The sequence below is a fragment of the Paraburkholderia sp. SIMBA_030 genome, assembly GCF_046535245.1.
Lineage (GTDB): Bacteria > Pseudomonadota > Gammaproteobacteria > Burkholderiales > Burkholderiaceae > Paraburkholderia.
In genome coordinates this window covers 116,302-143,003 of record NZ_JAWRXB010000005.1, presented here as the reverse complement: position 1 = coordinate 143,003, position 26,702 = coordinate 116,302, and the positions used below count along the sequence as shown (strand labels likewise).

General features: G+C 58.1%; 18 protein-coding genes and 1 pseudogene. 4 read left to right on the top strand and 15 right to left on the bottom strand.

The window, feature by feature from the left end:
• Positions 1 to 68 precede the first annotated feature (68 nt).
• From SB772_RS10115 to SB772_RS10055, 13 genes are all read right to left on the bottom strand, one after another.
• Positions 69 to 713, bottom strand: a complete 645-nt coding sequence (locus SB772_RS10115; RefSeq protein ID WP_410833118.1) for a DUF2971 domain-containing protein — start codon at positions 711 to 713, stop codon at positions 69 to 71.
• Positions 714 to 759: 46 nt separating this feature from the next.
• The gene (locus SB772_RS10110; protein ID WP_410833117.1) at positions 760 to 1,995 is read right to left on the bottom strand and encodes a hypothetical protein; all 1,236 of its coding nucleotides are present in this window, start codon (positions 1,993 to 1,995) and stop codon (positions 760 to 762) included.
• Positions 1,992 to 2,456: a hypothetical protein gene (locus SB772_RS10105; RefSeq protein ID WP_410833116.1), complete on the bottom strand. Its 465-nt coding sequence runs from the start codon at positions 2,454 to 2,456 to the stop codon at positions 1,992 to 1,994. The genes SB772_RS10110 and SB772_RS10105 overlap by 4 nt, the downstream gene beginning before the upstream one ends.
• Positions 2,437 to 5,706, bottom strand: coding sequence for a hypothetical protein (locus SB772_RS10100; RefSeq protein ID WP_410833115.1), 3,270 nt, complete (start codon positions 5,704 to 5,706; stop codon positions 2,437 to 2,439). Before SB772_RS10100 ends, SB772_RS10105 begins: the two co-directional genes overlap by 20 nt.
• Positions 5,707 to 6,110: 404 nt before the next feature.
• On the bottom strand, positions 6,111 to 9,122 hold the full coding sequence (locus SB772_RS10095) for a DEAD/DEAH box helicase (RefSeq protein WP_410833114.1): 3,012 nt from the start codon (positions 9,120 to 9,122) through the stop codon (positions 6,111 to 6,113).
• Positions 9,123 to 9,200: 78 nt separating this feature from the next.
• Positions 9,201 to 9,866, bottom strand: coding sequence for a hypothetical protein (locus SB772_RS10090; RefSeq protein ID WP_410833113.1), 666 nt, complete (start codon positions 9,864 to 9,866; stop codon positions 9,201 to 9,203).
• 858 nt (positions 9,867 to 10,724) lie between these two features.
• Positions 10,725 to 11,759, bottom strand: coding sequence for a DNA-binding protein (locus tag SB772_RS10085; protein WP_410833112.1), 1,035 nt, complete (start codon positions 11,757 to 11,759; stop codon positions 10,725 to 10,727).
• 441 nt (positions 11,760 to 12,200) lie between these two features.
• The gene (locus SB772_RS10080; RefSeq protein ID WP_410833111.1) at positions 12,201 to 13,496 is read right to left on the bottom strand and encodes an IS91 family transposase; all 1,296 of its coding nucleotides are present in this window, start codon (positions 13,494 to 13,496) and stop codon (positions 12,201 to 12,203) included.
• A gap of 131 nt (positions 13,497 to 13,627) precedes the next feature.
• On the bottom strand, positions 13,628 to 13,990 hold the full coding sequence (locus SB772_RS10075) for a hypothetical protein (RefSeq protein WP_410833110.1): 363 nt from the start codon (positions 13,988 to 13,990) through the stop codon (positions 13,628 to 13,630).
• The gene (locus tag SB772_RS10070; protein ID WP_410833109.1) at positions 13,987 to 15,873 is read right to left on the bottom strand and encodes an integrase; all 1,887 of its coding nucleotides are present in this window, start codon (positions 15,871 to 15,873) and stop codon (positions 13,987 to 13,989) included. Before SB772_RS10070 ends, SB772_RS10075 begins: the two co-directional genes overlap by 4 nt.
• On the bottom strand, positions 15,870 to 17,750 hold the full coding sequence (locus SB772_RS10065; RefSeq protein WP_410833108.1) for an integrase: 1,881 nt from the start codon (positions 17,748 to 17,750) through the stop codon (positions 15,870 to 15,872). Before SB772_RS10065 ends, SB772_RS10070 begins: the two co-directional genes overlap by 4 nt.
• Positions 17,747 to 19,198, bottom strand: coding sequence for a site-specific integrase (locus SB772_RS10060; RefSeq protein WP_410833107.1), 1,452 nt, complete (start codon positions 19,196 to 19,198; stop codon positions 17,747 to 17,749). Before SB772_RS10060 ends, SB772_RS10065 begins: the two co-directional genes overlap by 4 nt.
• A 629-nt stretch (positions 19,199 to 19,827) precedes the next feature.
• A complete protein-coding gene (locus SB772_RS10055) occupies positions 19,828 to 20,613 on the bottom strand; it encodes a tyrosine-type recombinase/integrase (RefSeq protein WP_410833106.1) in 786 nt (261 codons plus the stop codon).
• 253 nt (positions 20,614 to 20,866) lie between these two features.
• Here SB772_RS10055 and SB772_RS10050 point away from each other — a divergent pair, with 253 nt between their 5' ends.
• Positions 20,867 to 21,991, top strand: coding sequence for a tyrosine-type recombinase/integrase (locus SB772_RS10050; RefSeq protein ID WP_410833105.1), 1,125 nt, complete (start codon positions 20,867 to 20,869; stop codon positions 21,989 to 21,991).
• Between the two features lie 846 nt (positions 21,992 to 22,837).
• Here SB772_RS10050 and SB772_RS10045 read toward each other — a convergent pair.
• Positions 22,838 to 23,005, bottom strand: a pseudogene (locus tag SB772_RS10045) (DUF1488 family protein); the annotation flags it as partial.
• Positions 23,006 to 23,179: 174 nt separating this feature from the next.
• Positions 23,180 to 23,989 carry a phytanoyl-CoA dioxygenase family protein gene (locus tag SB772_RS10040; protein ID WP_410833104.1) on the bottom strand — a complete coding sequence of 270 codons (810 nt, stop codon included), beginning with the start codon at positions 23,987 to 23,989 and terminating at the stop codon, positions 23,180 to 23,182.
• A 590-nt stretch (positions 23,990 to 24,579) separates the two neighbouring features.
• Here SB772_RS10040 and SB772_RS10035 point away from each other — a divergent pair.
• The 3 genes from SB772_RS10035 to SB772_RS10025 all read left to right on the top strand — a co-directional run bounded on the left by SB772_RS10035 (position 24,580) and on the right by SB772_RS10025 (position 26,613).
• A complete protein-coding gene (locus SB772_RS10035; protein ID WP_410833103.1) occupies positions 24,580 to 25,467 on the top strand; it encodes a LysR family transcriptional regulator in 888 nt (295 codons plus the stop codon).
• 327 nt (positions 25,468 to 25,794) lie between these two features.
• Positions 25,795 to 26,346: an SDR family NAD(P)-dependent oxidoreductase gene (locus tag SB772_RS10030; protein WP_410833102.1), complete on the top strand. Its 552-nt coding sequence runs from the start codon at positions 25,795 to 25,797 to the stop codon at positions 26,344 to 26,346.
• 12 nt (positions 26,347 to 26,358) lie between these two features.
• Positions 26,359 to 26,613, top strand: coding sequence for a hypothetical protein (locus SB772_RS10025; protein ID WP_410833101.1), 255 nt, complete (start codon positions 26,359 to 26,361; stop codon positions 26,611 to 26,613).
• Positions 26,614 to 26,702 lie beyond the last annotated feature (89 nt).

Sequence of the window (26,702 nt, the reverse complement as noted above, 5' to 3'; positions counted from 1 at the left end):
GGGGGCGATGCTAATCGGTTCTTACTGTTCCCAGTTATGACGGCGCTGGCGAAATGGTCAACGATCTGCTAGCCCTCCTTCGGTCGACCGCCGATCGAGAACAACCTTGAATGTCTGAAAGGCGAGCCGCGCTTCACCACCTCAACGTCAGAATTACGCCCAACAAGCTCTCGAGCCGATTCAACCGAATGCTCACACTGTGGTCCAAGGATTACCTCGCGAAGCACCAAATTTTCATCGAACGATTCAAAGTAGAGGCCCGTTAATACGTCCGGCTCAGGTAAGGCAACGAATGAACGAACTTCCTGCTCATACTCCCAGTCCTTATACTTCGTCAGAATCATTGATTGGGCAAAACTTTCGTCCACCACTTCCACGTCCATCATTTGTGACGCGGCGCGATTTTCCACGTACCGCACGGTGCCCACGCGATCATCGGAAACATCAAATCCCAAGCAAATTCCGCGATGGCGATCACCATAGTGACTCCACATTAGCGGATTTGCCCATGACCTGGAGAAACAGAGCAAGCCAAATTTTTCGTGAAATTCATTCCTAAAGCCAGTCAGCACTCGTCGATGGGTCACGTCCGATAGTTCGAGGCTTCTCAATTCGAACGGATCATTCAAGTCATTGAGCGTCGAAATCTTGAGTCGACGGTGCTCGACGTTCTGTAAAGCGTACCCAGCAGTGTTGAGATTATAGACGCGCATAGATTACTACCGTTGGGCATGTTTTGGGATTCACGACGGTACCAAGTCACAGCCCGCTGGAGGTCTGTATCGGAAACGCTATATCTCTCACCAAACGATCAAAGAACCTTGCACTCGTGAACGCTGCATAAGCTTGCCAGTCATCACTCTTTTGCGCATCGGCAAAGTCACACACTGATTTGATAGCGATCGGTGTTGGCTGTGGTCCCACAGCATAATCAGCGGCGGCCATAACAGCATACGCCTCCATCTCCACACCCAATAGCTCGCGATTTTGTGCCGTTATTGGCAGCACGGCGTTGCCATGTGCTAGAACCGCAGCGCCTGACGCCATCGGGCCTACGCGAATCGAAAGGTTACCAGCGGGCGTCGGCGCGTTCCAAGCCCCAGTTATCGCCTTGCTTGTCGCTGATTTGCTTGCTAGGTCCAGCGCAAGCTGTGAAATCACCGGATTTAGCGCCTTTTGATAGGGCGCTGCTAGGAACACCGGAGATCCGTCCTCCGACTCGGACATTTTCCCACTCCCGCAATCCCACGAAGGATCAGCAACAATCACGTCGCCCAAGCCCGTCTTCCCGCGCACACCCGCGCATATTCCTAGCATGACGATATATTTGGGCCGGAATCGCTCAACAATTTTTGAGGCTAAAGCGGCTGAGGATGGCATCCCCTTACGCCCCGCTGACGCCGCCATCACCCTCACCGGTTGCCCTTCTTTGTCAAAGCTGCCGAAGTGATAGTTCGTTAGGTCTTCAGGAAACCGTTTTTCAGACCAACCGTAGTCTAGATCTAGGACCGCCGTCAACTCGGGAGAAATCAGAGCTGTTACCACGGCCACATCAACAGGAGGCCGGTCAAGCTGCGCCCTTCGGGCTCTTTCGGCTGCGAGCTTTAGCTTGCCTGATAGAACGTGTTTCCACTCATCGGTATCCAACCCAAATCGGCACAAAGTCGCTCCCCGCTCAATGACAAGCGTAGCGGCTTCGCTTATCAGATCATCCTTGGCGCTCAAAAATAATACGTCCGTGGGCAGCGACGATCGCTCGTCCATCATCAGAAGATCAAAAAGTGCTATACCTCCGTCTTTTGTCGGAGGGGCGCCTACTGCATCGGGCAGATTGAGGTCAATCACCGCGAATTCGAACCGACCGGTCCTCAGCGCACGCCTAGCGGCCGTCGAAGTCGTAACATGTTCTATACTAATTTGCGCGCCGGTTGTAGCTATAACCTTTGAGATCTCTATAGCTTTTTCGTACTCGTCGTCAACAATCAGCAGTCTCATTTTTGTCCCAAGGTTTCGTCTACCAGCTTTTTAAGTGACGCACGCCAACCTTCTTGCGCGGAGTTATAGTAAGTGATACCTCGGAACGTAGGCGAATATTTTTCCAAATCGCGTTTTAGCTCTTCCAGGGAAATTTGCGTAGGCTCGTCACCAAATTTGTCAAACATAGTCACAACAACAGTAGGAATATCAATTCCGCGAAGGCGCATCTGAGCAAGGATTTCACTGCCGGCAAAGCTCTCCGGCTTACCGCCTCCCGGTTCGTTTGGTGTCACATCGTAGATCGGCATACTCATGTCCAGCAAGAGAAGTTTGTAAATCAACGCGCCTTTTATGAGCGATCGCAGTCCACTGCCGAATGATCTAGCTAAGTCCAGCTCAAGGCGTGGAAACTCTACCTTGATAAAATCTGCCAGTATCTCTGCCTTTTCTTCGTCGTCTTCAATCAGAAGAATCTTCATCTTCCATTGCCCCTATCTTGAATCCGAGATTAACCTTGAAAGTTCCGTTCGATGTGAACCCGAAATCCAGTGCAGGCTCCCGGTACTGCGGAGCATTGATAGTCGCCCAAATCTTGTGAAAGCCACTTCTCCCTTCGAGTTGAGCTTTTCTTCGAGAATCGCTCTTCTTAATTTCGTCCCTAAGTTTCTCCAACCGAAGCTCCGCCTGAGGGTCAAGTAGCATTGCACCGGTGACATTCTCGATCGAGGCAGAAAATACACCGTCCGACAGCTTCAGGCTGACGTCAACGGTAAGTTGCTCGATGGGCAAAGAAGCGTGCTCAATTGCATTCTCGATAAGCGCGTCGAATATGTCCACCATGCCGTCTAGAGTTCTCCCCGGCATAGAAGGGCTTCCAAGTTCGCAGCGCACCTTCACACCTTCCCATTCACCTGCCCCCGAAACGGTACTGACGACCATATTTGTCGCCACGAGGACTGCGAAATCGGGCAGATAATCCTGCCGGTCATATACTTCGCTACGTTTGAACCACGACGCGACCAAGGTGAGAGCGTTCTGCGTGTTTGTGCGCGCCCTAGCGACGTGATTGGTGAGATCGCCAAGCAGATAGGCGCTAGGCACGTTGGCTAGCCTCTCACTCAATTTATCGAACACGCCCAAGAGTTGCGTGCGAATGGTCGTGTTAAGGACATGTTGAACTCGTATCAAATTTTCGTCAGTTTTTTCCCAGAGTGTCTCAATACAGCGGTCAATAAACTCATCGATATATTTTGCCTTTCTGTCATATGCCTGAACGAACCGACGCTCAAGATTGGACGACCGATACACGAAAAGAGCATGCGGATAACTACCTGAATCAACGAACTCATGAATGATTGCAATTTGAATGAGTTTATCCCGAGCATATGACACGACTTCATCGAAGTCTTTCGCAAAATCCTGCAGAGAGGCCAGCACGGCGGTCCGCGTCGCTTGATCTGCATCCACCAGTTCGGTTGCCCAATAGTGGTTTTCCAAATACGAACCATCGCCTTCCTTTCGAGCAGTCACAAGGTGCTCGTCCCCCACTGCCTTTCTGATGGCATTGCTAAGTTTTCCGTGGCGAACCCGGGTACTTAGGTAGGCATTCAGTCCGTGATCTCCCCGAAGGAATTCGTTTGTAACTTCTGAAAACATGGAGGCAAATTGCACATCAAGTTCATTGGTTACTTCCGGCGATAGTACGTGAAGATCCGAGAGCACTTTCGTGAGCGACTCGTCGCGGCCGCCAACTTGAGAGATGATATCCGTGATAGTCTCAACAATTGGATCGTCAGGGACCGGCATTGTCGATACTGCGCTTTTATATCGAGCATATGCATCCCCCAGCTTTGATTTCAATGCCTTTTTTATGGCTCCAATATCGACATAGACCTTGCTTTGAGCGACCAAACTCGTCGCCTTCGCAATTTCCTGTTGCTTTACACGCTCGCGAATTTCACTTACATAGCGTGCAGAGTTGGTCTGATCGAGTTCGGCCAAGAGTTTGCATACCTTAATGCGAGCATCTTCGATTTCCTTTGTACTCTCGTATAGCAGAGTTTGACTCATCACCTCCGGTCGCCAGACTCGATATAGGTAATGCACCAGCTGCGCCTGCCCTACACTATCGCTAAGTTTAAGAACGTCAGCAGGTAATTTTATGTCGTTCTCAGTCTGAAAACGTTCGAATGCATATCGAAGATGCGACAAGCGATCATCATTAAAGAAGCTGGAGTAAAGTTCAAACGTTAGTGGTAAAGCAATTGAATTCGGCCATGTCGATGGCTGTTCAAGCTTCGAGACAACTTCGGGAATCGGCAGCACGGTTGGGACGTGTGGCCATTTATCGTACGCGTCTACAACAACCTCAACTGCACTGCGCAAATCTCCTGCCTGCACATATGATAGAGCTGCGCACGCAGCAGCCCTTAGGGCCTCGGCGCCGGTCATATTCTCCCGTATCCATCTAAAATTCTCGATGGCCAGTTGATGATCTCCGCGTGCAAGGTAGTAACGCCCGATGTACCTTCGCTTTCGCTCCTCGCTAATCGTGACAGGTGTTTTGGTTTCGCCGCGCGCCACAAGCTCAAACACCTGGGTAGTACTCTTGAAGGCACTCGATAGCGCGCGTTGAATTTCTCTTTTCTTCGCCTCGCTTCGCGCAAGGAGGCAGGAGAAGGGAGTGAGGTGCGGATCGACGGCGTACTGTCTACGCAAGCTCGCTGGGGGGAAGGTATCAGTTTCTTGTGAGAGTTCATGCATCACGACCGCTCGGACGTAAGTCGCCCAACTATGCCCATAAAACCGCTCATACATCGTGAACAGGGAATAGGCCGCGGTATACGTGTCCGGCGAAAGGGCAAAGATCTGGCGTAGGTTATCGGCCAGTTCGCCTAGTACTCCCGGAAATCGGACCGCATCCGAGTTCGCTTTTAGTTCTGACCGAAGAAATACCACAACGGCCGAAATATCGTCGGGATGTTCGCTCAGATATGCGGCCCCGCGATCGATAACGTCCCCATATCGTCCTTCGCTGTACGCCTCAATAAGCGCCGCTCGATCTTCTCGCTCTGCTGGTTCTCCGGCGGGACTATCGCTCACTGCAACAAGCACCGGAACCAGCCTGCGATCATCCACTCTTTTGTGTAGGACGGAAAGAGGCTTTGACAGTTGTGTAGCCAAGTGATCGGGAAACGCCGGATCTGCAGCTAGAGCTTGAAGAAAGGCGATTAGCGTCTCGAAGTAGTCGATGGCGCTAGATTGTGAGGCATAGGACAGTGTTGACGCGATGCTGCTGACCGTTGGGTTCGCGAGATCAAACAGCGTGGTGCGTAGGTACGCCTCCAAGGAGGGGGCATTCCCGTCCGGAAACAGTCGGCTGAGCTCCCCCTGGAGATAACCGGGGACCGTGGTTCCTTCACAGCGCTGACTAACGAAGCTCAGCAACAAAGCGAGAACATCATTGCCCTTCGCGCTTTCTTCGTAGACACGGGCGATCCTGCGTTTTTCGTCGATCCCTTCGCCAATCTGTGCGATTGTGAGGCGATTTTGAATAAGCCAAAGAGACCACCCAAACTCCCGCTCCACTGTGTCAAGCAGGATTGCACACAGGGATAGATCGTCCTTAAGCAATGCCTGCTCAAAATCCGCACGCAGTGCGCAAAACCGCGATAGCCTTGTCGCATGAAGCAGACTGCTGGAAATTGCCCAAACGACCTCATTGAGCATGGAGGCCGTCCCCCCTAGCCTCGCGACCGAGAACAGTGCGTCAAGTGTGGCGGGAAACGGTTCTCCATGTATGGCAGCGAGTTCACTTTGGTCCACAATAGACAGTGGAAACAGCAAAAATAGTTCTGCTATGGTCGTCTTCGCTTTCAGTCGATACAGACCAGCATACTTTGCCGGCGCTGGTCCTCTGGCGCCTGAAACTAGCGCCCGCTCTCTGTGATCCAGCCCATTTTTTTGCGCTCGGCGCTGCCCGCTTCGTGACATTTTTGTTCCAATATTTTTAGTGCTCTACATTGCCTCTAAAGCATTCCATCTTGAACAGATCGCCAGCCCCCGGTATCCGGCAAACATACGCCAGCTCGGTCAAGGCCCGCTGTTTTGCTTGGTCTACGCTTCCTGTCCCATCACGAAGTTGCGCTTGTGTATGGTCGCAGCAGAGCCGCCGTCGTCACACCGACGCAATCGCGTAAGTTCCGTTCGTCTACGGCGTCAAGCTCCGTTGGATTGCGAACGCCTATCGCGACAAGGGCAAGGCATTGGCCGCGCATTAGCCGAACCGACATCTTCGTAAGTGGTAATGCAGCCAAAGGCAGGCCGAATTCCAAGCGTTGAAGTATCTCATCGAGTCTCTCCAAAAACTCGGATCTATCGGGAAGCAAGGTCAATAAGATCTGATGTGCAGACCGCAGGTGAAACCGCGTCGCATCCGCGATGCCAATGATGTTGCCATACCCGATGGCACCAGCAAATGGCGTCGTGGAGTATCGCTTCTCCAGCATATCAACTGGTGTACCTTCAATCCAGTCGTACAACAATGCAGCGCGCTTGCACCGGGCCCAGAATTCGAACTGATCCCGACAATATCGCTGTAACGTCTGTGTCATTTGTTGGTTGTATCGCTGAGCTACTTCGTTGGCACGCACGGCTTCGGATTGCCCTTTTTTCATGACTGGTGTGTAGACGGCATCCATTTCATCCAGTACCTGCACCATAGCAAGCACGTGCTGTGGAGGAGTCTGCGTGGCGCTGAGTCGCCCCATCAGTTCCACCAATCGCAAACTCGACTCGAATGACAAGGAGGAGGCGCCGCAAGCGCGTCCGAGCAAGGTCAGGTGGATCAGATCACCTTCCCGTTCGGCCAGTCCAGCCTGCAACAGGCGTTCGACCAATGCAGCCACCTCCCTATCAACCATGGCGACCCACTGGGGATTCGCGCGCGACGCCGAATATCCGCCGAACGTGTTGACGAGCAGTCCAGGGATTTCGTCCTGACGGACGCCGCGAACCTGACTGAGCAGCCGCAGCGTCCAGGTTGGCAAATCCCGTTGCTGGAACGATGACTTTACATCTTCCGGTGCACCCGCCACATAGCGCCGGAACAACTGTGCCCGTTCCATTGGCGTTTCCGCCAGGATGATGGCTCTGCCGGTTTCGTTAAAGCCCAAGCGCCCGGCACGACCTGCCATGTTCTTGTATTCGGCAACAGTAAATGGGCGGCCATCCTCGCCAACGAATTCATTCTCGGCAAGCACCACAGTCGATGCCGGGGTGTTGATGCCGGCGGCCAAGGTCGTCGTGGCGACCAGGACATGGATGCCGCCGACGGCGCTGCGGTATCCTTTTTCGACAGACTCGCGCTCTGCCCGCAATAGATTGGTATTGTGAAATGCGGTACCACCGGCTAGGCATTCGCGGAGGTCCTGTGATGCTCCTGTAAGATCTTGCGTTGGGAGCGCGTGGAGCACCGACGTAGCTGCCCCAAGCCCCAACTCCTTGGCGAGGTACTTCGCGCATCCCTGCGCGGGGCCGCGCATATTGCGGAACACCAGCAGCTTCTCGCCTTGTCCGACCAGTTGCTGCGCAAGGGGCACAATCACATCCTGCGAGCTTGGCTTTTCGCGACGCTGCACGATGCGATGCGGTGCGAGTAGTGCTTCGGTCTTCATCGTCCCATCGGCGTCGACGTACTGGAATGTCCCGCGTCTGTCGAGCACGCCTTCAATCAGCGGCACGGGCCGCTCGCGCGACAGCAGCAACGGCACGTTGAGCCAACGATCGAAGTTGTTCAGATTCCCGATGACGGCCGACAGGATGACGAGTTGCGGCTCGATGCCGCGCTGCTGCGCCCGAAGGAGCAACGAGAAAATCAGTTCGACAGTGATGCCGCGATGCGGATCGGTAATGAATTGACCTTCATCCAACACCACAAGACCGAGCTGATTCAGAAGGCGTGGTGATCCCAACGCGAGATTAAGGAAGGTTTCGTAGGTAAAGAAGCCAAGGTCATAGCGTCCCGAGAGCACAGGACCGATGCCGTCGCTCGCATCTCCACTACAGCGTACGACGCGCAGGCCAGCGGCCTCGTAGCGCGCGCTGAATTCCTCGAACTTTTCGTTGACGAGTGCCCGGTAGGGCAAAAGGAAAGCTGCCTTCTTCCCCGACGTCACTGCTTGGATCGCGGCCAACTCTCCGATCATGGTCTTGCCCGAACTGGTCGGAGCGACGACGAGCAATGATCTGCCTCCGAGCACTCCGAATTCGTTCACAGCTTTCAGCTGCAGCGCATTGAGGCCTTGGGGAAAGTCCGCCTCCCACCGTTCGACGACTTCAGGCGGAAAACCGTAGGCGGCAAATTCGGCGAATGACCCGGAAATCTGCAGCACCGGCCGCGCTGGAAACGCCGCGGCATAGTTGTCTCCATGCCGGAGGGTCGGAAACACCAATCCGCCCTGCACATTGCCTAGGAACACGGGTGTTTGCGTCACGCTAATGCGCTCGGCCTCCACACGCGCGAGGCGAATGATTTCCCCTGCGATCTCCGGGAAACTGACCGATGGCCCCGCAGAGCCGGTCCAAGCCTCGATGACCGCGTGGGTCAAGAGACCATGTCCAGTGCCGGGCTGCTCCCAGGCGGATTCGTTCGTCGCACACGCCGCTAAAAGGATCCGCCCCTCGCCGAAGACGCCCGTGAGCGCGAATGCGCTGCGCGGCCTCGCAGCGGTTTCGAGGACACGGGCAGGCGCCTGACCGCTGAAACAGCAATCGAGGATACACAAGACTGCACGAGCCTTCGTCGCCCTGAAGGCATCGGCCAGCGCTATCATCGACACCGCGGTACCCGCAAGATTCGTTGGGTCGGTATCGAAGACGACCAGATTGCCGTCGGGCGACCCGTGACCGGCGAACGAAATCACGATCACATCATGTTCATCCGCAGCCGACAGCGTTCCCAGGATGGCCTGCGTAACTTCCGCGTGCGTGGCGGTCTCGTCGAGCAACAGCCGAGCAGACAGGCCTTCGATCGTGTCGGCGAATAACGCCCACAACGCGGTGGCGTCGCGCCGCGCACCGCTCAATTCAGGGATGCTTGCGTCAAGGTGCTTACTTATACCGATGAAGATCGCCTTGATCGCCACATGGCCTCCATTGGTTGCTGGCCGGGAACTATTCGAGCAGCTTGCGGGGCTACCGTTAACGCGTTTGGTCCGCGAGATTCAGCTCTTGCTTGGTTTGTTCGCTGGTTGTGGCGCGGGCGCGGGATTGACTGGCACGGTGGGCTTTACGGATTGCATAGGCATACCTGTCACGCCCCGCTCCAGAGTGCTGTTCGTTCCCTGCACCTTTTGCATCTTCATTCCGGTGACACCGTCCTGCGCCATAGCGCGGGATATATTTTTCTCTGCCACGTTTGCACCTCGAAGATTTACCGATACAAAAAAAGTAGTCAGGATCAGCGCAATCGCGAACGCTGCCGCCGACATCCAGTGATTCACATGATCTGCCGTACGGTCCCACCACGTCCGTTCGTCCATCGCCGAGCCATCGCTCTGCAGGTAATACCTTTCGCTGCGCGCAAGTTGAAGAGAAAGCACCCGCAGGCTTAGCACGTACGAAACCACCACCAGCACCATTGCCAGCGTGAAGAAAAACCATGAGCCGTACAGGGCCCATGCAAAGTCGGCCCTACCGATCGGAATGAAGTCCTTGAGAAATCCTAGAGACAGCGCCAGCCCCGCACCCGAATATGTCAGGATCGATTTATCGAGGTTTTCGGCGTTCGAAACCTGGCGTTTAGATAGATCGTCGCGATTGCGCTCGTACAACCTTTGGCGCTCGGCGATATCGCTGACAGCCGAATCCAACTCCAACTCTTCGCTCATGGTAGGGCTCGCGGACTACTTCGAATTTCCGCCCCCTGATTTGCCGTCGTTAGTTTTCCCGGCTCCGCGCGTAACGGGCTGCATCTTTTGACCGGTAACTCCGCCGTGTATTGTTCGTGTGGGAGCCTGAACAATCGGCTTGCCGCCAAAGGATCCGCCAATTATCGACTTGCTGATTGTCATGTGTTTCGCTCGTTCAGGTTGAAATATCGGTCTGACGGACGTTATCGATGCGCCCGCCATTCACTATGGACATATAGGGCTCGCGAGGCGCTTCAGTACGCAGATCTCATACCACTGTATAAAAGCACATATCCAACGCAATTTCCACAATAATTTGTGTGCGATTGCACAAACAGCACAAGCCATAGTGGCGCTGCGCGGCATGAGGAGGCCTCCCGCTAATTGGCGGTCGGTGCTTTCGACGGCTGGTACGGATCGAGTTGTGACGCCAAAGGAGACTTACTCCGTACGAAAAGCTACGGCGGATAGCCAATACACGGGCGCGGCCGATATTTGCCCTCGATGGGGCCGGCAGTTTCATACTTGCGGCCAAACCGCACTCATTTAATAATGGCTGCGGTTAATTGCCGGAGAAAGCGCGATGAAAGAGCCGGGACTGGATGGTCGACACAGGGACAAGGCGCCGCCGAAAACTGGGCGAATTCAGCAAAAACGCAGCGATACGCTGAACAAGAACCTACCGGACCCAATCCCCCAGTTCTCAGGTAACGCCAAGCTTGGGACTATGCGAAAGGTGACCGGCAAAACGAGCGTTGAAGATGTGCGGGAAGCGGCTAAGCACAGGAAACGCTAGATTTCGCCTATCCACTACTTTCGTTGAGGCCATGCGTTAAATTATCTGCGGCGCTTGGTTTGTTGGTTGCCATACGCGCCCTTGGACGTAGAAGTCGAAGCCGCTTCACTTCCTGTCCGTCGGGGCGATATGCGGTGACCGCGCGCGCTGCCAACGGGTGCAGCGATGATCCTGTCTTGCATTGCTTCGAATTGTCGCCGATACGCTTCGCTGATTTTGCGCGCGGCCTGAAGGTTTCCTTCGAGTACTCCGAGTTCATGTCGCAAATCGCCCACTTGTACCTGGAGAGTTTGTGTTGTGGCCCGATGTCCTGCCTCGTTTTGCTCCAGTTTACGTAGTACGGTGTCGATTTCGATTTGAAGCCGCGCGGTGATCCCACGTTCGCGATCAATTTCAAGCAGTGCCCTCTTCTCTGCGGCGCGCAGACGCTCTTCCGCGAGTACGGCGCCATAACGTAGCTTTTCCAGTTCCTTCGAAAAATCCGCCCTCGCCTGCACGAGTGCCCGGTCACGCGTACCGATCTCGTCCTGCTGTCGCGCGATTTCAGTCTCGAGCGCCTGACGCGTCGCCTCCCCCGCGGCCTGCGCCTGTTCGAGCTCCCGAATGCGCACCTGCGCCGCCAGCAACGCGCCGGTGCGCTGCTCGAGCGCCTTTTCGGTCCGCACGATCCCGGCCTGCAGTGACGCTACCTCGTTGCGCGCGCCGGCCTTCTCCGCCTCGGCATCAGTCCGCAGTGCCTCGAGCGCCGCCTGCGCTGATGTGGTGGCCTTCGTCCACAGCGACGCCACCAGTTCGCCGGCCGCCGCCTGCAACTCCGCCGGGAGATCGGGATGCTCGATCCGTACCCTGCTCTTCTCGCGCAACTCGACCCAGAACTCGCCGAGCACCTGAGTTGGCGTACTCATGCTGCCGCGCTTCACCAGCTGATACAGCCGGTTCGCGGTCGGCGTGATGCCGTGACGGAAGAACAGCAGCGCGCAGGCCTCGCGGTACAGCTCGCGGGTCTTCGGGAATTCGGCCTTCAGGCGGTCGATTTCGGCGGCGAGGCGGGCTTCGTCGGGCAGGACGTCGGACATGGGAGCGGTTTCAGTGTATTTCAATAAATAATATAACGTAAACCGTCAAATACCCAACTCATAGACGTGTTAATTTTGACATTAGGCAGAGGGTTTTTTGGTTGGCGATCGCGGCCGCGATCATGAACAGGAACCGGTGAGATCAGCCCGCGATCGGTAACCAAAAAACCGTTTGTGCTGAACCGCTCCGCAGGCGGTGGCCTCTATGGGCATTGAATGACCGCCGGGGTCATCCAGTGCGGGCCACCCGCGTTGGTCGGGCACCGGACGACGATGAAACGAAGTGGATGAGTGCGTAAGGATGGTGCGGGAGTTGGGTTGGCGAGGTCAGGGGTGCCGGTGGTGGCGTGTTCGCCTGCGGCAAGGACCCGGTGACGCAAGGCCGGGCGCGTTGCCATCAGGAATGCATGGAAACGTGACCGGTCGTGGTGTGAACGGGGATCAGTGAACATGGTGAGCGGGTGGCGGCGCACGCGGCAGTGCGCCGGGCAGGAAGGTTTCGATGCAGACCATGTGACCCTTGCCGCAGACGGGGCAATCGCGCAGGGACCTGCCGGTGAGTCGCTGGTAACGGTCGCGGTAGTCTTGGATCGGGTCGGGTATTTCGTCCGTGGGAGCCACGACGCCGAGCAGCCGGCGGCAGGTGGCGAGCCTGGCGGTCCGGTGGCGATTGGCGAGCAGGCCGTAACTGCGGATGTGCTTGAAGCCATTGGGCAGCACATGCAGCAGGAAGCGGCGAATGAATTCGTCGGCCTCAAGCGTCATGGTCTTCGGTGCGGCGGGGTGTTTATAGTCTTTCCACCGGAAGGTGACGTGGCCGTCGTCGAAGTTGACCAGCCGGTTGTTCGAGATGGCGACGCGGTGGGTGTAGCGGCCCAGATAGTCGAGTACGTGCCGGGCGTCGCCGAAGGGAGGCTTCGCATAGACCACCCACTCGGCCTGTGCGGCCGGCGCGAGAAAGGCGGCGAACGCCTGCGCGTCGGCAAGCGGTTGAAGCTGGCCGTAGAAATGCAGTGCGCCGGTGTCGAAGGCATGGCGCAGCTGTGCGAGGAACAGGCGCCGGAACAGGCGCGAGAGTACCCGTACGGGCAGGAAGAAGCCGGGGCGACAGGCGATCCAGTGTTCGCCGTCCGGGGCGATGCCGCCGCCGGGTACCACGCAGTGCACGTGCGGATGGTGTTGCAGGTTCTGCCCCCAGGTATGCAGGACCGTGATGAATCCGATCTCGGCGCCCAGGTGCTTCGGATCGGCGGCGATCGTGCGTAGGGTTTCGGCGCTGGTGCGGAACAGCAGGTCGTAGAGCACGCGTTTGTTCTGGTACGCGAGTGCTGCGATGGGCTCGGGCAGTGTGAAGACCACGTGGAAATACTCGACCCCGGGCAGCAACTCGGCCTGCCGGTCTTCGAGCCATTGTGCGCGGGAGAGCGACTGGCACTTGGGACAGGCGCGATGCCGGCATGAGTTGTAGGTGATACGCTGGTGAGCGCAGGCATCGCACTGTTCGACATGGCCACCGAGGGCCGCGGTGCGACACAGCTCGATCGCGCTCATCGCCCGCCGCTGGGCACGACTGAGCCCACCGGCGTGGCTCTGCCGATACTGGGCTCCGCGGGCGCTACGCGCAAGATAAAAAAAATGGACATCACACGGAGCCTTGAAAATACTGGAATCAGCAGGCTGCAGGGTGTCCATAAAATTAGCAGAAGAAATGGACAGAACGACCGTCGGAGTGTCCATCTTTCGCCGCAGGTTTCGCATGGTCGGAAGCCCGATAAAGACGGGGCTTCCGACCATGCTGGAGCGAGTCGACCTATCGCGCGTCAAGGGTTCATCGACGCAAGCGAAGTAGCCCAGACGCCCGCCCGGATCTAGCGCGGTTGCAAGGGCAGGACGTTACCGCCACGCAACGCGGCCAGTTCCTTGCGCAGGCTGAACACCTGCCGCAGCAATGCGAGTTCACGAGCCATCGACTCGTCAAGCTGTGCCTGCAGTTCCTTCACGTCGCCCTTCGCGCGGTTCAGCCGCTCGGTCAGTTCGAGCTTCGGGCGCCCGACTACCGCGTTGGCCGCGTCGATCGCTGCGATCAGTCCGGTGAACTGCGGGCGCGACTTCTTGATGCTCCCCTTCTTGCGGCCAGCCTCGATCGCCACGGTGTCATTGTTGATACGCACACCCTTGCGATTCTTCAGGCGCTCAAGGGCGGCGTAGTAGTCGGTCATCGCGTCGTTCATGCTGCCTCCGGCTTGATCGATTTCTCCTGCGCGTCAAGCAGTCGTTGCAGCGTCTGGGCCTCGATACGGTATTCGACGCTCGCCTTATCGATAGCGCGCAGCTTCGCGACCGTAACCTGCTGCGCCTTGATCACGCGCTGAAGCTTCGACGGCACGACCACGAGGTTACGGCAGTTTGATTCAAGGCAATCCAGACGCATCCAGTCGAGCGGCGTCGACTTGCACGGCTCGACGCTCGCACAGCCGCCCAGCACCGTCTCGCGGTACGCGAGCTCGCCCTTCCCGAACATCCTCACCGTCTGCTCGCGCGAGTAGACCGACACGGGCGACGCCTGCACGGTACGGCTCTGCGTCCACGCTGCATGCCCGCCAAACAGCCGCTCGTCAGAGAACAGCACCTGCTCGGCGTACGCAAGGTACTCGGACAGACCCTGTGTCTCAACCCATTCCTTCGCGAAGTGGGTCTTGTCGGTGTCGATGAAGCCCTTTGCGAACGCGGAGCCGCGCGCGTAGTACATGGTCATCTCCTGCGTGATGTGCTGCAACTGACGCTTGAGCGTCGGTAGCGTTACGAGACCGCTGCGGTGCGCGTAAAGCGCGAGCGCGCGGCGAAGCTGGTGACGCGTGAATGGCCACTGCTGCCCGAGCGCGTACTTCGGCTCGTCTTCCCACGCGCGATGCATATCGACACGCTTCAGCTCAGCGATGTCCTCGACCGTGATCGTCGGGAAGACGCGCTCACGAAAGGCTTCGATATCGTCATGTACGTTATTCGCGGCCCGGTTTGCCACGTACCCCTCCTTACGCAGACCCATCCGGCAGAACAGCAGGTGCGAGCCATCCGTCGATTCGGCGTAATCTTGTGCGCCGTGCGCACGGTGCGCCTCGCCCGACAGCCGTTGCGCGAGCCTGATGGCGCGGGCAGCGAGAGGGCTGGTCACCCAGCATGCGCGCCTGGGACGACCGCCCGACAGCTTGGTCGTGATGCCCTCGATGGCGTAGTGGGTCACGCCATCCAGACGGGTCTCGCTCAGGCAGTCGTACGGCAGGTTCTCCGCTTCCATCGCACGCATGCCGGTGAATGACAGGATGACAAGCTGGCATAATGCCCTGATCGACGCCACAAGCGATGACACGACGTAAGGGGAGTCCTCGCCCCCGAAGTGTGTGGTGGTCCTTACTAGTTCTGCAGGGACAACCGGACTCTCGTCGGCGTACAGTCGTGCGAGGTAATCCGACAGCATGTCGGCGACGCCCTCAGCGACGCTGAGGTCATGCTCACAGGTTGACAGGAAGTGCTGGTAGATCCGCGTCGGGATGACAGGGTGTTGTGAGCTTCCAGCACGTTGCGCGTAGCGTTCGAGCAGAGGCTTGTGCAGTTGGGCCAGCGGTACGCGCAGCCCCGTGGTCCCGACACCCAGACGGTGAAGCTTCACCAGAATCGAATGAAGGCGCTGGGCCTTCGTCTCCATCCCGGCTTGCGCGACATAGTCAAGAACAACGACGACATTGGACAGCCCCTCGTAGAGCGTAAGCTGACGTGCGGCGGCAAAGAACGTGAACTCCCTCAGGTATATTGGACGAGTTTGAAGCGTATTGGACGCAGGTACCGTATCTGTCGCTTCATGCATCAGAAAGTACATGACCTGCTTCCACTGACGCGTAGTCGCCTCTGAAAGGGCACGGCTCACGTCGTCAGGCACGTGGCCCCTGAAATTGATATGTGTCCAGCGCAGCCCAACCGCGTATGCACGGACGTCCCAGGCGTCGTCACCAAACAGCGAAACCGTGTTCCCAGCCGTGTCGCGCGTGACGACCGTATCGTCCTCGACCCGGTACCAGTCAGGGCGGTCAGCGATCGGCGCAATCAACGTGTTGTTCATGCCACTCCCAATTCGAAAAGCTGGTCGAGCTTGGCCGACCAGAAAGCGTCCAGATTCCCGGCGACGTCAACGTCATGCTCGATGCGATCGACCATCGCGGCGTTGCGCTTGCGCAGTTCATCCAACAGGAACCCAACGCGCCGCAGCACCGCGCCGAACGAGCTGTCGTATTGCTCGATCGAGCCAGCACGCCCGCTCACGAGCCTGACGCAGTGACGGCAGCTCAGCAGCTTGCGAATGTCGGCGGCGTCAGCGTGCACGCGGTACTGGTCGCAGAAGAGACACCCTTCGGTCGAGCGGCAGTCAGGTTGTACGGTGACCGACGCCGCGATCGGCGCAGGCTTGCGGAACTCGATGCAGACGCCCACCGCGCTCCTGATGCTGCCCGCCCGGTCGTTGCCGGGCTTCAGCACGGTCTTCTCGACCGATGCGAGGAAGGCGCCCATCTCGGCCTTGTGCGCAGCATCCGTGCCGTTTGAGTATGAGCGCAGCGCCGTGGCCAGCGAGTGCCCCATCAGTCTGGCTGCGACGAGCGGGTCGTGGTTGCGCACCGCCCAATCCTGCTTTGCTGCACGCCACTGCCGTGCGCTAATACGCGTCAGCGCGATCCCGAGCGTGTCGAGTCGACAGTAAAGCAGATCCAGAAAGTGGGTTGTGAGACCCGTTAGCCGCCGCAGCTGGGCATGATGTCCGACTACGACGAACAACGCGTCCCGGTCTGCGTCCTGCACCAGATACTCGCGCAACGCCAGATACGTCTTGAGCTTTGGCATGAAGCTCAGCGAGACGGTGAACGTAACCTCCTTCCCGCCTGCCCGGTACTTGACCTCACGAAACTTCTGACGCGCGACCGACGCATCCTGCAGGCTCGCGGCAAGCTCCGGACTCCACTTCATGGCCAACAGTTGCGCGAGGTTGATGCCTGTTTCGGCGAGAAACAGCGCAGCGAAACAAGAGACTGCTATCGAAGCGTGCGAGCGTCGGATTGGCGACTGCGCGTCCGCGTTCGCCACCGCAAGAAGTCTACCCGCACGCCTGGCGATGTTCCACGAACGCTCACGCGGTCTGTTAGCGCCTGCCTCAACCATCCGCGTCCTGAGTTCCTCCCGCGTGTGTGGCTCTCCTGTCTCCAGATTCCAGCCAAAGAGGCTGCGCGAGTCATCGCCGACGCTACGGCCGTAGTTGTGCGGAACAAGACAAAGAGTCTCGCCTCGCACCGTGGTCACGCGCACCGGGTACGGTTGGAAGTCGACCACCAGCGTGCTGATGCTGCTGAAAAGCGCGTCAGCCCATGCGAGCAGGGCGGCTTGTGCCTCGGCGTCAGGCACAGCCGTCGGTACCCAGGCATCCTGTTGGTGGCGTAACACCTTGGCATCAGCGCAGAAGTCGTCGTTTCGGAAGAGCTCACGCAGCATCGACAAGAGATTACGCTGATCGCTGGCGACGGAATTTCGGTTCAGGTTACCCAGCGAGACCTGCTCGCGCTTCTCGTGGAAGTAGCGATGAACAGCCTCTGCGGTAGCCTTCTCGTCACAGAGCGCCTTATGCAAGCCCTGCCTGTCGGCCCAGTTGGCGAATTCAAGCACGCCGCGCAAAGCACCGTGGACCGTCCTCGGGCGCATCGCGCCAAGGGTCATACGCCCGGAAAGCTGCGTCACCAGCAGGCGTACGCCCCTGGCGCGTTCGCTGCAGAAACTTGAGTGGTCGAAAGTGCGTCGCGTGCGGTGCGAGCTTGACGTGTCACGTTTCAGGTAGCAGATCTGACCAATATCGGAACGCCTCCTCATGCCTTCCCACCTGAGCAGCACGCGCTCGGGGTGCAGCAGCGTCGTGCCCTCCGCGAGCGGCATGAGCACTTCCTCGTACTGGCGGCTCATGATGCCACCGCGGTGTTGAGGGTGCGCGTGACCAGCGTCGACAGGTGCGCTCCCCAGTCGTCCTGCACAGCGTCGAACAGTTTGCGATTATCGCGGTAAGCGAGGTAGCGCTCGCTCGTAGACGGTTGTACGTGCCACATCAGCTGCCGCAACTGATCGAGCGCGCGCGTGTACTTCGTCCCGTTCGCGGTCATCGAGTCGACCATGTTCAGCCCGAAGGTCGCGCGCAGGTCATGGAAGCTGAACTCGTACCTGGGGTTGCCAACCCGCGCGCGCATGATGGGCAACAGTTCGTCCCTGATGAACTGGCGCACGGCCTGCCCGGTCTTGACGTGGCGACGAACGCGCGGGCCAGTGCTGACCGGGCTGCGCGACGTGCGATCCTCGTAGAGTGGCGCACCGCGATGGCTCAGAAAGAGCGGCTGGTCGGGGTGATCATCGCCGTCTGCCAGACGGCGACGCTCGCGCGCGCGATCGCTGTGCATGTAGATGTACAGCCGCTCATAGAAACCGCGCGGCAGGTGCAGCACGCCCTTGACGCCGCCCTTCGTGTCGATGCCCGTACCTGGCCCGCAGGCGAGCCGGATGTCGTCACCGTGAAACTCTCCCGGCTCGCGCATCACGTGTTTCGCGCGCACGGTCAGTACTGTCTGGATGCGAGCACCTGTCAACAGCGCGAACAGATGAATGAGCGTCATCTCGGTGTTGCCGAGTGCGGCCAACGATTCAAGCAGTACTGACTGCTCGGAAGACGGGAGCGGGCGCAGGCGACCGCCGTCCTGGATGTGATCGTCCCACGGGTCTTCTGCACGCCGGCCACTGATCGACAGGTCCGTGGTCTTGACTTCGATCACGCTGCTGAAGCCCTTCTGGTCCTTGAACGCGATGAAGCGCTCAGATTCGACCCACGGCGCGTTCGCAGGCCGGAAGCCTGCTTCGGTCATGAGCCAGCGATAGAAGCGCACCACAGCGCCCATACGACGCCTGGCGACGCCCGGAGACAGTTCGCCTGCCTGCACGGCCAGCCTGATCGAGGCGCTGTAGCGGTAGGTCGGACGTTGCCGCTTGTTCACGGGGAACACCAGCCAGTCGACGCATTCGTCATCCAGATAACGACGGAACGCCACCAGGTCGTCTGCGATGTTGGCGAACGTGAGCATGTTGGGCGACGACTTCGACTCCATCATATCGATGAGCCAGACGTTCGCCTCGGCCCACGGCGCGCCGTCAGCGAGTCGGACAACAGGAAAGAGAGGGAAGGTGTCTGCGATCCACCGCGGGCGGGCGTCGCGCCGCCCGCCGGTGTCGGGGTCTGCGAGCGGGACCGTGTGATAGATCGTGCCGCCCTCGGGTGCGGTGATGCTGACTGGCGTCGAACCGGGTGTGTCGCGGTCAACGACCTCGGTCAGTGCCAGTAGCCGGATGGTAGTTCGTCTTGCTGTCATCATGCAGATCCTCTGCTGTGTTTGTGGGGATGTCCGCTTTAACACAGCCTGCGAGTACCAGGAAATCGTCCCTGACTTGCGCATAAGCGGCGGAAGATATCCGCCACCTCGAGTGCCGCACGCATGACCGTGTTCAGAAATAGTCGGGTGGACTGGGCGGAGGCTGCACCGGCTCGGGATGCGGCAGCAGATCAAAGGGGCTGGAGGTTGCACAGACGGTGCTGGTCGCCAGTTTCAAGTACTGGAAATGTGCTGCAGCACATTTCATCTATTACCGACAGTAAATTGTTATGTAGAGTGGCCAACGTAAGTGCTTTGAGAGCAAGGCGTTAGCCTTGGACTACTGCACATAAAGTTTCATGATGGGACTCCTGGCGGCCATTGGGTTCGCCTTTGGTGAACAGCTCGATCATGCACCTATCCCCTCATCAAGTTTCAAACAACCTGCCGCTGGACCGGTTCGTTACAGGGGCCTTGGGCGAACTGGAGAACCTTCGCTATAGCACCGCTGAGGTCACACATGCCGTTTTTGAACTGCGGGTCTCCACAGCCGGCTCAAATATTTATGTTGAGTACCGGCGACTGGTCTCCTTTGAGATCAAAGAGCTGGAGGTGATACTGCACATAACAACTTACTGTCGGTAATACTTTGCTGTCGTAGCGAGGGAGCGATGCCCCATGAGCAGCTGGATCCTGCGTACGTCGGTGCCGCTTTCCAGCAGATGCGTGGCGAAGGCGTGCCTCAGCGAATGCGGCGTGATCGGTTTCTGGATACCGCTGCGCTCGCGCGCGACGTCGCACGCCAGTCCCACTGCGTCCCGGGTGATGGGGCGCCCGGGAATATCGCCGGGAAACAGCCAGTCCCTGGGATGAGCGTCGTGCCAGTACAGTCGCAGGATCTCGAGCAGCCGCGGGGAGAGCATTACATAGCGATCCTTACGATTTTTACCCTGGTTCACACGGATGACCATGCGCTGGCTATCAATATCGGTGACCTTCAGGTGCACGACTTCGGACACACGCAGCCCGGCTGCGTACGCGGTCATCAGGATGGTGCGATGCTTGAGGCTGCGGACCGATTCGAAGAAGTGGTTGATCTCCTCGAGGCTCAGGATGACCGGCAGTCTGAACGGCTTCTTCGGCAACGGAAAGTCCTCGTCGCTCCAGTCTCGCTTGAGCGTCACGCGGTAGAGGAAGCGCAGTGCGCCGATCGTTGGACCGAGGCTGCCGGGGGCCAGCTTGCGCTCCTCACGGAGATAGACGAGCCAGGCCCGGATCTCCTCGGGGCCGAGCAGTTCAGGGGAGCGCCGGAAGTGGCGGGCGAAACTCGAAACCTGCAGCAGATACGACTTCTGGGTGTTCTCTGCCAGGTTCCGGATCAGCATGTCGTGCAGCATGCGTTGGCGGAGCAGTGTCATGGCGAGCCTCCTGGAAACAGTGGATGGCATGCCCGGTCGGGCACCTCCATGCTGCTCCTGGCCGCCTGCTCGTCCCTTCCCCGTGGTCCGGCATCCGGCAACCGTCCTGACCGAACGCCAGGCACTGACCTCCGCTTCCCTCCCACTACCGCGTCAGCGGTTTAGTACAATGGCGATAATGTCGAATTAATGTAGCTTGGCGTGCGCATAATTGCGTCTAGCCAGAACCCCCGGATCCGCCGCCTCTTCGACCATGAATACCGCCCTGCCCGCCCCTCGCCCGATCGGTGCCATCGAGTTGCCCACCGACCTCGATGGCCGTCACGGCGCCAACCGGGCAAACGGACGCATGCAGGTCGCCGCTGACACCGATCTCGACGCGGTTCGCGCGTGGCTTGCCCGGTTTGTGGATACGAAAACCACGTTTGACAACTACCGCAAGGAAGCCGAACGGCTGCTGCTGTGGTCCGTTCTGCAGATCGGCAAACCGCTCTCCTCGCTCACGCACGAGGACCTGCTCGTCTACCAGCACTTTCTTGCCGATCCCCAGCCCGCCGCGCGATGGACCGCTGACGGCGGACGCAAGCATCCCCGCCACGATCCGCGCTGGCGGCCGTTCTACGGCCCGCTGGCCGGATCGAGCCAGCGACAGGCGATGGTCATCCTCAACGTCATGTTTGCGTGGCTGGTGCAGGCCGGTTATCTGGCCGGCAATCCGCTGTCGCTCTCGCGTCAGCGCACCCGACGGGCCAGGCCGCGCATCGTCCGGTATCTGTCGCCCGAGCTGTGGCTCGAGGTCAAGACCTACATTCAGGGCATGCCAACGCAGACCGGTCGCGAGCGCGAACACCACGCACGCGTGCGCTGGCTCTTTACCCTGCTCTATCTGGGCGGTCTGCGGATCACGGAGGTCGGCACCAACACGATGGGACGGTTTTTCCACCGCCGCGACGCAAATGGCGAGGATCGCTGGTGGCTCGAAGTACTCGGCAAAGGTGACAGGGAGCGGCTGGTGCCGGCTACTGCGGAAATGATGGCGGAACTCTCGGCATACCGTCGCGAACGGGGACTACCGGCGCTGCCGTCCCAGGACGAAGACACCCCCCTGGTGCTGGCAATCGGGCAGTCGCGCAAGCCGCTGACACGCGCTGCGCTGCACCGGATTGTGAAGGAGGTTTTCAGCGGGGCCGCCGACACACTGCGGGCTCGCGGCGCAGAATATGCGCAGCGCGCTGACCAGCTCGAGCAGGCGTCAGCGCACTGGCTGCGGCACAGCGCAGGTTCGCATATGGCGGACCAGCAGGTCGACTTGCGCCTCGTGCGTGACAATCTCGGGCATACGTCGCTCACGACCACCAGCCAGTATTACCGACAGTAAGTTGTTATGTGCAGTATCACCTCCAGCTCTTTGATCTCAAAGGAGACCAGTCGCCGGTACTCAACATAAATATTTGAGCCGGCTGTGGAGACCCGCAGTTCAAAAACGGCATGTGTGACCTCAGCGGTGCTATAGCGAAGGTTCTCCAGTTCGCCCAAGGCCCCTGTAACGAACCGGTCCAGCGGCAGGTTGTTTGAAACTTGATGAGGGGATAGGTGCATGATCGAGCTGTTCACCAAAGGCGAACCCAATGGCCGCCAGGAGTCCCATCATGAAACTTTATGTGCAGTAGTCCAAGGCTAACGCCTTGCTCTCAAAGCACTTACGTTGGCCACTCTACATAACAATTTACTGTCGGTAATAGATCAAATGTGCTGCAGCACATTTGATCTATCTTCACGTGGACGACGATCGTCGTCATCGTGAAACCGATGAAAAGCATCGCATTGACTGGTAGTCCAGACGGCTGAAATTCGGCTTATGCGAAGCTTTCCATAAGGCCGAACTGCAGCCCTTCCGTCGCATAGGACGCCGCCTTAGGAAAACGCAAACGACAGGCGCCCTACCCCGGCCCGTTTGCCACGGTATTGCCACCACGCGATTGCGGCGATAACGGGTGTTATCTCGGCTCTGCCTCTCACGTCTCCCCTGCACCGTGACGGCAATGGAAAGTTGCCTCTGTTCCGCCGTTTTGGAATTTTGCATAAAGGGAATGATCAATTTTTGAACGGTCGTGTTTTTCTTATTGTGATGCCAGTTCTTCGTCATCCCGGCGGCCACGCAGGGGAAATCGGCGGTTTGCGACGCAAACGTCCTCTGCGGGCGGCCTAGCGCTTGCCGAGGAAGTCAGCGGTTATGAGTCGGGAGGGCTGATCGGGGCCGCACCCGCATTTTTCTTTCGGCGACCGCGGTAATGCGTTCGCGGCCATCTGCAAACGTTTTGAGCATGCGAACTTCGCCGGCGCCTGGCGGCAGCCAGAAATGCGCTTCAAGTGCCTCACGTGTGATTGCACACTCGAAAGGTGATTCTGCTTCCGTTTCTCTCGTCTTCTTCGCCGTTTCAGCAAGAGACGATACGAATTACGTCGGCAAGAGGGCGCATGGGCACATCCTCGAATGCCGGGTTGGCGCTATTGGCTCACTATTTCCCGTGGCACTCGAGAGCGTCTTCTGACGATATGCTATTTTTCAGGCTATCTGTCGTCCGGAGGCAAGCACGCCGTCTTCCGCGCCCAGCTCGACCGACGACTGGTCGCCGGAAGAGAAATGATCTCCACGAATACGCGCTGACGCAGCCGGTGCATTCGCAACCGGGTTGTAGACGACGTACACCTGGCGTCGGTCACGGGATGACATGTTATGCCCCGAACCATGCACCACATTGCAATGGAACATCACCACCGTGCCCGCGGCACCCACCATCGGCGTCGCCTTGCCAACATTGAGAGCCTCGACCAAGAGGTCCCGACGCACGGAGTACTGGTTCAGCGCCCCAACCGCCGCGTCTTCGACGTGTTCCAAGGGGCCGCACTTGTGGCTACCCGGCAAAATGTACAGCGCGCCACCCATTTCGTCGGCATCGTCCAGCATGACCATCGTGTTCAGCATGTGATCCCGTGGTACGCCGTCGCGCTGCCACGGACCGTAATCCTGGTGCCAGGACCAGATAGTGCCCTCAATGGCGGGCTTGACATTGATCTTGCTCTGATAAATATAAAGCTTCGGGTCAGACAAGAGCTGCTGTGCAGTTTCTAGCATGCGCGGCGCACGCGACAATGCCCGGAAAGCTGCCGACTGCGTTACACCATTGTCTTCGTGCAAGCGCCAGATAGTCCGCACGGCGCCGTTGCGTTCCCGCCTGACGAGGTCGCTGTCGATCTCGCGCAAACGTGTGACTTCATCGCGAAGGATTTCGACCTCGGCAGAAGTAAGCAGGCTAGGGAAGATCAGAAACCCGTCGCGATCGAAATCGCGCAATTGTTGTTCACTCAGTCGCATGGTAGGTCCTTTCAGTAGGTCGTCAGATAATGCGGGCTCGGACGTTGCTTCACGCCGCCTCCATTCCCGAGGCCTCAGAATAAGTCCAGATCATGAGATAGCCTAATCGTAAAATGACGGTCATCGATAAATGCAAGTTATGGGTGTTTTGAGGAGAGTCCCGCCGAACCTCACATGCAAAGGCAGTCGGATCAGAAGCAGTCCGCCTTTCAAACCTCGGCGAATGCGCACGTTTTCATGTCGACCATCGGCACAGAGGCGTGCGGTCGAAGGTAGGGCGACAACAGGGCAAGCACGTGGTGCCTCCTTTTCCTTTCTGGAAGTTGCCAAAGGACCAAACCGCACGCTTTTTGCACAGCGACTCAATGCCCAGGCCATTCCAGTCCAGGCCGAATCATTTCACCGGAACCCTTTGATCAATGGGTTCATCGCCCATCGACGATGGCGCATCACGCGGTGGCTACGCAAGCATGCGAAGGCTCCCAACCATATCCCCCATGCGTCAATGCGTCCCGACGTGTTGACGAGGGAGGACCTCTTGACATTCAATGAGGGTCTCGTCACGACGTTCAGCATGAGGGGCAGCCGCAATGAATCTTCGACAGCTCGAAGTATTTCACGCAATTATGCAGTCGGGCTCAGTAACGGGCGCAGCGCGTGCATTGAATGTCAGCCAGCCAGCTATCAGCGCTGTGTTGAAGCACGCCGAGCAACGTCTTGGCATGAAACTCTTCGAGCGCATTAGTGGGCGCCTGTCTCCGACGCCAGAGGCGAGTGCCCTGTTACCCGATGTGGACGACATTTTCTCCAGGATTGACACTCTCAGTCGCACAATGCAAGCCATGAGAGATGGTCGCACCGGTCGCATACTCGTTGCCACCACCCCAACACTGGCAAACGGAATTTTCCCGCGAGTGCTCGGGCTATTCCGTAAACAAAGTCCAAACGTTCACGTCTCGTTGCGTTCGGTTCCCACGCCTCTTGCGATCGAGGCCGTGGGCTTCCGCCATGCCGACATGGGCGTGATATATGGGCCGGTCGATAATGCGGGTGTTGAGTCGGAGTTCCTGGCTACCACCGAGATCGTCTGCGCTCTGCCCAGACGCCATCGTTTGACTCGCAAGAAGACTATAACCTTCAAAGATCTTGTCGGTGAATCGGTGATCTCCATCGGTGCGACAACGATGCTGGGCAAACTGATCGACAATGCTGCGCGGTTATCGGGCACCGAAGTGCCGGCGGCCACTATCGATGCAAGCTCATCGCTGACCGCCTGCTTACTGGTGGCCGAAGGTGTTGGAGTAGCACTCGTAGACCGCACAGTCATCACGAGCCCTCTTGTGTTCCGGCCGTTTTTGCCTACGGTCTCGGTATCGATCCAGCTTATCTTTCCGCACGCTCGACCACGGTCCCGTGCCACGCAGAGCATGAGTGAAGTGCTGAAGCGCGTCACCAAGGCCGTCCCTGGGCCCGACTGACGCACCCGCCTACTTTTGAACATATCTGAAAAACGTGCTTCGCAAGATCGGTGGCAATGGCCATGGGTTCCATCTGATTCTCTCTGGCGGCAGGACTCACAAACCAGCAATGTCGCACGCTCAGGATGCGAGTCTGTAGCGCCGGACGGTCCGTTAAGGGTGGAGGCGACCATTCCATCTATAAAGCTACTACAGTTCATGTTCATGGTACGTCGAGGCCATGATGAAATGTCCGCTTTCCGGCCAAGTTCAAATCTATGGCCAGCCCGAATTTTGCAACCCCCGGTTCTGAAGTCGTCGTGGCTTGCGCAAATCTATCCGGAATCGATGTTCCGAAATGAAACCCGCACCGTCGATCCTAAAAATGTCTGCAGCTGCTGTGATGTCAGGTTTTTCGTCCGGTCGCTGTGCCGTTGGATCATCAAGCTGCCAGCAGTCGCAAAGCCGTGTTGGGTGAACAGTAAATCAATCCGCGACTGTCGGGCGCGCAGCATCATATTTGGTGTGTCTAGTGTCCTTGCGGACCGGCACGAGAGCGCGGTGCGTCGTGCGGCCGGGGAGCTAGCCACACAAGGCCATAAGACGCTTGCAGTCCGTCGCGACGTGTGCGACGACGCTCAGGTTGAAGCGATGATTGAGCAGACTGTTAGCACCTTCGGCCGACTTGACGTCGCATACATCAATGCCGACGTTCAAAATGTTCCTGCGAAGACCGCAAACTCTCCTCGCGAGTATTATGACAGAGTCATGGCGATCAATCTCCGCGGCGTATGGATCTGCATGAAGTTTGAATTGCCGCAGATGCGCAAGCAAGGAAGCGGCGCCATCGTCAACTGCTCGTCGCTTGGGGGACTGTTGGGATGCGCTGCAAAGCCATAAAACAGCCACGCAGTGATCGGGCAAACAAAAAGCGCCGCGCTCGAATATGCGTGCCGGCCAACGGCAGGTGCCGCGCGCGCGCCGGCCATGATGGCGCCTTGGTTAGCCGCGGGAACATTTTCGCGCAACTGCGATTTGCTTGATATTGTTCCCGGCTGCCGACTGGTGCACGTGAACAGTTTTACGCAAACCAACGTCTGCACTATCCACGATAGCGTTCGTGAAAAAGTTTCTCAATGCAAGGACGAGCGAAGCACCTTGACGTAACCGACACCACCAACATTGCCGGAGATGAACTCGTTCGGCTTATGCGCCGGTCAGCCGAAGCGCCCGACGCTGACCAAGCTGTTTGCTTA